This window comes from Halomonas sp. TH-94, assembly GCF_057473365.1.
The window spans coordinates 1-8,322 of sequence record NZ_JBYCKL010000086.1; the positions used below are offsets into that span (position 1 = coordinate 1).

At 64.8% G+C, this 8,322-nt stretch carries 8 protein-coding genes; 4 read left to right on the forward strand and 4 right to left on the reverse strand.

Annotated features, from left to right (window positions below):
* Positions 1 to 423: elongation factor P hydroxylase (locus AC2VNO_RS16195; protein ID WP_486935094.1), on the forward strand; the 423-nt coding region annotated here is incomplete at its 5' end.
* On the opposite strand, the gene AC2VNO_RS16200 is transcribed toward AC2VNO_RS16195, so the two are convergent.
* A complete protein-coding gene (locus AC2VNO_RS16200) occupies positions 381 to 1,232 on the reverse strand; it encodes a LysR family transcriptional regulator (protein WP_486935095.1) in 852 nt (283 codons plus the stop codon). The two genes, AC2VNO_RS16195 and AC2VNO_RS16200, sit on opposite strands and share 43 nt — an antisense overlap.
* A 99-nt stretch (positions 1,233 to 1,331) precedes the next feature.
* Here AC2VNO_RS16200 and AC2VNO_RS16205 point away from each other — a divergent pair, with 99 nt between their 5' ends.
* Positions 1,332 to 3,560 carry a thiamine pyrophosphate-dependent enzyme gene (locus AC2VNO_RS16205; RefSeq protein WP_486935096.1) on the forward strand — a complete coding sequence of 743 codons (2,229 nt, stop codon included), beginning with the start codon at positions 1,332 to 1,334 and terminating at the stop codon, positions 3,558 to 3,560.
* Positions 3,557 to 4,651 (forward strand): ACP S-malonyltransferase, encoded by a 1,095-nt coding sequence (locus tag AC2VNO_RS16210; protein ID WP_486935097.1) that lies wholly within the window; start codon positions 3,557 to 3,559, stop codon positions 4,649 to 4,651. Before AC2VNO_RS16205 ends, AC2VNO_RS16210 begins: the two co-directional genes overlap by 4 nt.
* Here the strand turns inward: AC2VNO_RS16210 and AC2VNO_RS16215 are convergent.
* A complete protein-coding gene (locus AC2VNO_RS16215; protein ID WP_486935098.1) occupies positions 4,637 to 5,113 on the reverse strand; it encodes a hypothetical protein in 477 nt (158 codons plus the stop codon). The two genes, AC2VNO_RS16210 and AC2VNO_RS16215, sit on opposite strands and share 15 nt — an antisense overlap.
* A gap of 1 nt (position 5,114) precedes the next feature.
* On the reverse strand, positions 5,115 to 6,008 hold the full coding sequence (locus tag AC2VNO_RS16220) for a TatD family hydrolase (RefSeq protein ID WP_486935099.1): 894 nt from the start codon (positions 6,006 to 6,008) through the stop codon (positions 5,115 to 5,117).
* A 100-nt stretch (positions 6,009 to 6,108) separates the two neighbouring features.
* On the opposite strand from AC2VNO_RS16220, the gene AC2VNO_RS16225 reads away from it, so the two are divergent.
* On the forward strand, positions 6,109 to 8,031 hold the full coding sequence (locus AC2VNO_RS16225) for an ATP-binding cassette domain-containing protein (RefSeq protein WP_486935100.1): 1,923 nt from the start codon (positions 6,109 to 6,111) through the stop codon (positions 8,029 to 8,031).
* Between the two features lie 50 nt (positions 8,032 to 8,081).
* Here AC2VNO_RS16225 and AC2VNO_RS16230 read toward each other — a convergent pair.
* A partial coding sequence (locus tag AC2VNO_RS16230; RefSeq protein WP_486935101.1) for a universal stress protein occupies positions 8,082 to 8,322 on the reverse strand: 241 nt, incomplete at its 5' end.

The following is an 8,322-nucleotide window of genomic DNA, read 5'->3' on the forward strand; positions in this document are numbered from 1 at the left end:
GCACTGCATGAAATCAGTCATTGGTGTATCGCCGGCGGCCGGCGTCGTCTACTGGTGGACTACGGCTATTGGTACCACCCCGATGGGCGTAGTGCCGAACAGCAGCGCAGCTTCGAGTCGGCGGAAGTGGCACCCCAGGCACTGGAAATGCTCTTCTCTCGGGCCTGTGGGCTGCGCTTTCACGTCAGCGTGGACAACCTGGGCGGAGAGGCCGACGTCGATCGCGAAGCCTTTCAGGCCCGTGTTGTCGCTCGGGCAGCACGCTACGAGCGTGAGGGACTGCCATCCCGGGCGGCAGCCTTTCATGCCGCTCTCGAGGCGTTCTATCAGCAGAGGGCGTCTGTCGAGCGCGCCATCGCTCATGGCCTCGAAGCGATGGATCAGGCCATGCCAGCCGCTTCCCACGCCTGCCTGCCGAGCTGAAGCAGAGGCTGCAATGCCGGCATGGGCTGGCGCGAGGAATAGGCCACGCCGATGGTTTGGCGGATCTCGAGTTCGGCGAGCGGGCGACACTGAACGTCCGGATGCGTGAGAATCTCCGGCCAGGCCGGTACCAGAGAAGCGCCGACCCCGGCTGCTACCAGTCCCAGGGTGTATTCGATGGTGCGCAGGCGAGCCCGCACCTGACAGCGTATGCCGGCGCCGCTGAGTGCCGACGCCAACTGCTCCATGGCGGCGCAGGGATGGCGCCAGATGAAGGGCAGTCCATCCAGCTCGTCCAGCGTCAGCGTCTCCTTGAGAACCAGCGGATGCCCGCTGGGCAGTGCGAGCAGGTAGCTGTCGTGCCAGATGGGTTGGAAGGCCTCGCCCTGTGCCAGATCCTGCTCGCCGATGATTCTGGCGTCACAGCGCTCTTCGGGGTTGACCAGGGTCAGCGCCAGATTGTCGCCCTGTCCGATGTACTCCTTGAGCAGCGTGGTCATGCGGTTGGCGCCCAGTGAGCGCATCAGGCCCAGGCGCACCGGCGTTGCGGGTGCCGGGGAGTTGAAAAGACGGCTGATGGCGTTCAGGTCTTCACTGACCTGGCGTGCCAGGGGGTAGAGTCGGTGGCCCTCTTCGGTGGGCGTGATGCCTCGCCGATGACGTTCGAACAGGGGGGTGTTCAGGCGCTCTTCCAGCTGCGCCAGCGCAGTCGAGATTGAGGGCTGCGCCACGTGGCAACGGCGGGCAGCGGCACTGATCGAGCCACCCTCGTAGGTGGCAATGAAGTAGCGCAGGCTACGAATATCCATAGTCGGAATCTATATCTGGGGCAGGATATCGATATTATCGCTTTGACTGCCAGGCACGCTAGGCTGTAGGTCATATCCTTTCCTGCCGTTGGAGTCAGCATGGTGGTCGAACTTCTACCTCAAGAGCAGCGCTTCTTCACCGCACTGCGCAGCGGCGATTGGCCAAAGCCCGATCGTGACTGGCAGCTCGAGGAGGTCGACCTCACGGCGGCGGGGCTTGTGGAGCTTTTCGAGACCCAGCTCATGAGTCGGCACCTCGATCTGCATGCCCGGCGCCTGCAGGCACGCGGCGAAGCCTTCTATACCATCGGCAGCGCGGGCCACGAGGGTAACGCCGCCATCGCACGCGCCTTTCGTGCTACCGATCCCGCTTTTCTGCACTATCGTGATGCCGCCTTCCTGCTGCAGCGCAGCCGCAGCGTGCCGGGGCAGACGCCGCTGTGGGACCTGCTGCTGAGCTTTGCCGCCTCGGCGGAGGACCCGATCTCCGGTGGCAGGCACAAGGTGCTGGGGTCCAAGGTGCTGCACATCCCCCCTCAGACCAGCACCATTGCCTCGCACCTGCCCAAGGCCATGGGGGCGAGCTACAGCCTCGGCCTGTGGCGGCGGTTAGGGGGTCGCGGTGAATGGCCTGCCGACAGCGTAGTCATCTGCAGCTTTGGCGACGCCTCGTTCAACCACTCCACCGCCCAAGGGGCGCTCAACGCCGCCGGTTGGGCAGCCTACCAGGGAGCACCGATGCCGCTGGTGATGGTCTGCGAGGACAACGGCATCGGTATCTCCACGCCCACTCCGGCAGGGTGGATCGAAGCCAGCATGCGCTCGCGCCCAGGCTTCCACTACCTCGCCTGCGACGGCCTTGACCTGCTCGACACCTGGCGTGCCGCCCGGGAGGCGGAGCGCATCGCCCGATGCCGCAAGCAGCCGGTATTCCTGCATATGCGCTGTGTGCGGCTGTTTGGCCACGCAGGCTCCGATGCTCAGCAGGCCTATCTCCCCCCGGCACGCATCAAAGCTGACGAGGCGCGAGATCCACTGCTGGTCTCGGCCGGGCTCTTGCTGCGCCATGGCATACTCGATGTCGCGGCGATCGAGCGACTCTACCGCTCGATCGCCGAGCGGGTGGCGCATGTGGCCGAGGAGGCGATTCGTCGACCCAAACTGGAAACCGCGGGACAGGTCATGGCGAGTATCGTGCCGCCGGGGCGGCCAGGTCGTGCCCGCTCCTGGCAGGGGGATATCGACGCAACGCCGTCGACCATGGCCAAGCTGTTGAACCAATCCCTCACTCGTCTGATGGAGAGCCACCCACACCTGGTAATGGCCGGCGAGGACATCGGCCGCAAGGGGGGGGTCTATGGCGTCACCCAGCGCTTGCAGGCTCAGTTCGGCCCGCATCGGGTGATCGACACCCTGCTGGACGAGCAGAGCATTCTCGGACTGGGCATCGGGATGGGGCAGAGCGGCCTGGTGCCGATTCTCGAAATCCAATTCCTGGCCTACCTGCACAACGCCGAGGATCAACTGCGCGGTGAGGCGGCCACGCTCAGCTTCTTCTCCAACGGCCAGTACACCAATCCCATGGTGGTGCGCATTGCCGGACTCGGCTATCAGAAGGGCTTCGGCGGCCACTTCCACAACGACAACGCCATTGCCGTGCTACGCGATATTCCCGGGCTTCTGGTGGCTTGTCCCTCCAACGCTGCCGATGCCGTTGGCCTGATTCAGGAAGCGGTGCGCCTGGCCGACGAGGAGCAGCGGGTGGTGGTGGTGATCGAGCCGATCGCGCTCTACCACACCCGCGACCTGCACGAGGAGGGCGACCAGCAGTGGTGCTTTGCCGATCCTGGGCCGCAGCACCGCCTGGCGGTAGGCGAGCCTGGCCAGTGGGGGGAGGGGCGCGATCTCGCCATCGTCACCTATGGCAACGGCGTCTATCTGTCACGCCAGGCCGCGGCAAGGCTGGAAGCGCAGGGAGTCGCGCTGCGTATCGTCGACCTGCGCTGGCTGACCGATATCGACCATGACGCAGTTCATCGCCTCATCGCCGACTGTGGCCAAGTGCTGGTGGTGGACGAGTGTCGGCGCAGCGGCTCGCCCAGTGAGGAACTGATCACCGCCCTGGTGGAGCGCGGGGTGCCCAGCGATAGGCTGCATCGGCTGACCGCCGAGGACAGCTTCATTCCGTTGGGGCGGGCGGCCACGGTGACGCTGCCCTCGGTCGAGACGATCGTGGCAACGGCGCAGAGCCTGGTGACTCCCGACAGAAATTCGGTCGCAGTGGCAGCGAAGGCAATCAAGGCAGCGGCAGGGAGTGATGAAGGATGAGTCAGGCGCGCAATCATCGCATCGGCGGGGCGTCCCGAGAACGTCTGCTGATCGTCTGTCCCGGCCGCGGCACCTACAACGCTGCCGAGTGGGGCACGCTTAACCGTCTGGCGGGCGGCAGCGAGTGGCTGGCACGCTTCGATGCCATGCGGCTCGAGGCCGGCATGCCGACGCTCTCCGAGCTGGATGGCGAGACGCCTTTTCGCCAGAGCCTGCATGGCCGCGGTGAGCATGCATCGCCGCTGATCTATGCCTGCGCCTGGGCCGATCTGATGGCCATCGACCGCGAGCGCTACGAGGTGGTGGCGGTGACCGGCAACTCCATGGGCTGGTATATCGCTTTGGCGGCGGCTGGCGCCCTGGGGCCCGACGCGGCGCTGCATCTGATCGGTACCATGGGGCTGAGGATGCAGGAAAGCTTGGCCGGGGGGCAGGTCATCTATCCCTGGGTCGACGAGGCGTGGCGGCCCGACTGGGGATTACGCCGCGAGCTGCTGGCGCTGATCGAGCGCATTCACGGTCAGAGTGAGGCCCAGCTGTATCTCTCGATCGATCTGGGCGGCATGCTGGTATTCGGCGGTAACGAGGCGGGACTGGCTCGCCTTGCCGAGCTGCTGCCAGCCCGCGAGCGGTTCCCGCTGCGGTTGCATCAGCATGCCGCCTTCCATACGCCGCTGCAGGAGGAGGTCAAGCGTGAAGCGCGGCGCGAGCTGGCAAGCCTGCCTTTGTGCCCGCCCGAGGTGCCGATGATCGACGGTCGCGGCCATATCTGGACCCCTTGGAGTACCGATCCCGAACGGCTGTGGGACTACACTCTGGGTGAGCAGCTTGTAGCCCCCTACGACTTCACAGCGGCAATTCGGGTTGGCGTGCGAGAGTATGCGCCGGATCGTATCGTGATCCCCGGACCCGGGGCCACGCTGGGCGGTGCCACGGCTCAGGCGTTGATTCAGCTCGGCTGGAAGGGCTTGGACGGCAAGGACGCCTTCCAACGGCTTCAGGCCGAGGAGCCACGGCTGGTCTGCATGGGCATTGACGAGCAGCGTGAGTGGCTGTTGGCCAGAGAGCCCATCTCCTCACTCAGCGCCTAGGCGTTCATGCAGGCGCAGCATCACCTCGACCTCGTGCTCGGGCCGTAGCGGCTCGAGCCCCATCTCGCCGAACAGCTCATTGCGCGCCCGGCTCCACTCTCCTGCCGACAGGCCGGGATAGAGGGTGTCGGCCGGCGCCAGCTCGACGAAGGGATCGATGCCATAGGTATCGAACAGCCGTGCCAGCGCGGCCTCATCGCCGCTGATCCCGGCAGTGAACAGGGTGGCGTTGAAATGGTCGCTCTCCAGCTCCCTGATCACATCCAGGGGGCTGGCGCCGAAGCTGTGCAACTCTTCCAGGCTATAGCCGTTGAGCTCATTGAACTCCTCGTCCAGCCAGTCGTCGTCGGGCTGGATCAAGGTGTGCTTGATGCGACCGTCGGACAGTACCCAGGCAATGGCCAAAGGCAGATCGCTGTCGTCGCCGGTCTCGACGGCGATGAATCCGGGTATGTCAGCCATTTCACGACTCCTGTTGGGTACGGCCAATATCTTGAGCTTCGCTTGCCATGGGCAGGCGAAAGAAGCGTCTCGCGGTGTCACTGGTGGCGTGGGCCAGCTCTGCCTCGGTGTTGTCCCGCCATTGGGCTATCTCGCGCACGATCCAAGGCAGCAGGGCCGGTTCATGGCGCCTGCCCTTGAGTTTGGCAGGTAAATCGCGCGGCAGTAGATAAGGGCAGTCGGTTTCCACCATCAGCCGCTCGAGTGGAATGTCCCTCACCAGTTCGCGCAGATGGTGGCCGCGCCGTTCGTCACAGATCCATCCCGTCAAGCCGATGTGCAGATCCAGGTCGAGATAGCCGTGCAGTGTATCGCGGTCGGCGGTGAAACAGTGAACGACGGCATCGCTGATATCGTCACGCCAGGCTCGCAGCATCTCGCGCATGCGTTGGCCGGCGTCGCGTTCATGCAGGAAAAGCGGCTTGCGGCTCTGTGCCGCGAGGGCCAGTTGGGCCTCGAAGGCGCGTTCCTGCTCCGCCGGGGTGGAGAAGTTGCGATTGAAGTCGAGGCCGCATTCGCCCACTGCCACCACCTCGGCGCGATGATGCAGTCGGCTCATGGCTGCGGCGAGGTCGTCGCTCCAGCGGCTGGCATCGTGCGGGTGTACGCCAGCGGTGGCATACAGGCCGGGAACGCGCTGGGCCAGCTCCACGGCCTGCTCGGCGTGGAGGAGGTCGGTGCCGGTCACGATCAGAGAGGTGACGTTGGCCGCTCCGGCACGACGCAGCACGGCCTCGAGGTCACTGGTAAAGCTTTCATGGGTCAGGTTGGCACCGATATCCACCAGCGGGGCGGGCGAGCGAAAGCGCAGGGCCTCGGGCAGGAAGTCGTCGAAGTTGGCGTCGGGGTCGACCAAGGGTGCGCTCCTTTGCAGATACATGAGGCATTGTAACCAAAGCCACGGCGGGCCAGCCATGCGTTACACTAGCCGCCTTGATGAATTGAGAGGTGAGCGCGTGACCCTGCTACGTCTGGAAAGCTTGCAACTGGCCTACGGTAACCATGTGCTGCTCAACGGCGCCGACCTGGTGCTGGAGAAAGGGGAGCGCCTGGCGCTGGTCGGGCGCAACGGCACCGGCAAGTCGACGTTACTGAAACTGGTTTCCGGCGAAATCCTGCCCGACGACGGCAGCATCTGGCGTGCCCCGGGATTGAAGATCGGCGTGCTCGAGCAGGACCTTCCGTCCGCGACGGGCGAGACCATTTTCGATGTGGTGGCCCAGGGGCTGCCCCAGGCCGGTGAGCTGCTGGCGGAATATCACCATCTGGTGCAGTCCGCCGATCCTGACATGAAGCGCATGGCGACCCTGCAGAGCCGTCTCGAGGCCATCGATGGCTGGTCATTCGAGCAGCGCATCGATGTGGTGCTGACGCGTCTGGGTCTGCCGGCCGACGATCTGATGAGCTCGCTTTCCGGCGGCTGGCGCCGGCGCGTTGCGCTCGCCCGTGCGTTGGTCGCCGACCCCGACCTGTTGCTGCTCGACGAGCCGACCAACCACCTGGACCTAGACACCATCGCCTGGCTTGAGGAGCAACTGCTGGCGTTCAACGGCGCGGTGCTGTTCATCACCCACGACCGTGCCTTTCTGTCGAAGCTGGCAACGGCGATTCTGGAGCTCGATCGCGGGCGTCTGGGGCGCTATCCGGGCGATTACGCGGCGTATCAGCAGCAGAAGTCGCACGAGCTGGAAATCGAGGCGCGGGAAAATGCCCTGTTCGACAAGAAACTGGCTCAGGAAGAGGCCTGGATTCGTCAGGGAATCAAGGCGAGGCGCACCCGCAACGAAGGGCGGGTGCGGGCGTTGGAGCAACTCCGTCGCGAGCGCGGCCAGCGCCGCGAAGTGCAGGGGCGGGCGAGCTTCGGCGTGGATAGCGGTGAGCGCAGCGGCAAGCGTGTGGTCGAGCTGGCCGGCGTGTCTCATCGCTTTGGCGACGAGCTCATCCTGCAGAATCTCAACATCGAGATCCAGCGCGGCGATCGCATCGGCCTGATCGGGCGCAACGGCGCCGGCAAGACCACGCTGCTCAAGATTCTGCTCGGTGAGCTCGAGCCCAGCGAAGGCACGGTAAAGCTTGGCACCAATATCAAGGTGGCCTACTTCGATCAGCTGCGGGCAGGCCTCGAGCCGGAAAAGAGCGTTTACGACAACGTTGCCCAGGGTAGCGACCGAATCACCGTGGGCGGCAAGGACAAGCACGTCATCAGCTACCTGCAGGATTTTCTGTTCACCCCGGAACGGGCGCGCCAGCCGGTCAAAGCACTGTCGGGCGGCGAGTCCAATCGCCTGCTGCTGGCACGGCTGTTCACCCAGCCGGCCAACGTGCTGGTGCTCGACGAACCGACCAATGATCTCGACGTCGAGACGCTGGAACTGCTCGAGGAGCTGCTGCTCGACTTCGACGGGACCCTGCTGCTGGTATCCCACGACCGCGCGTTCATGGACAACGTCGTGACCGGCGTGCTGGCCTTCGAGGGCGAAGGGGTGGTACGCGAGTACGTAGGCGGTTACAGCGATTGGGTGCGCCAGGGTGGCACCCTGCCGCCGGCCCCCTGGGAGGGCGCGGCGCGTCAGCAGGTGGAGCCGACCACCAAGGCCGAAAAGACGGACAAGGCGGCTGCATCAAGCCCCCCTGCAATGAAAAAGAGCGTCAAGCTCTCCTACAAGCTGCAGCGCGAACTCGATGCGCTGCCGGCTGAAATCGAGAGACTCGAAACCGAGGTAGCAGCCCTGGAGGCGCAGATCGGCGACCCGGCCTTTTACCAGCAGGAGGCGGAGGTGGTAGCCGATATGCTCAAGGCCATGGGGGAAAAGCAGGCTGAGCTCGATGCCACCATGGAGCGCTGGATGGAGTTGGAGGCCATGGCCGCCGGGGAGTAAGGTCTGCGCTGCCCACATCCTTGTGGGTCATCTAGCACGCAGGATTTATCTTATTCGGCGCTTTTCTCGCCTTTCTTGCCTACTCGCACGGCCAGCACGTCGCACTGAGCGCCGTGCAGTACGCCGGTCGAAGTGGAGCCGAGCAGCAGGGCGAAACCGTGCCGGCCGTGGGAGCCCACCACAATCAGGTCGACGCCATTCTCATCGGCAAAGCGATGGATTTCGGTATCGGGCATGCCGACCAGCACGTGCTGGTTCTCCTTGGCCACATGAGGGTCGGCAATTTCAGCC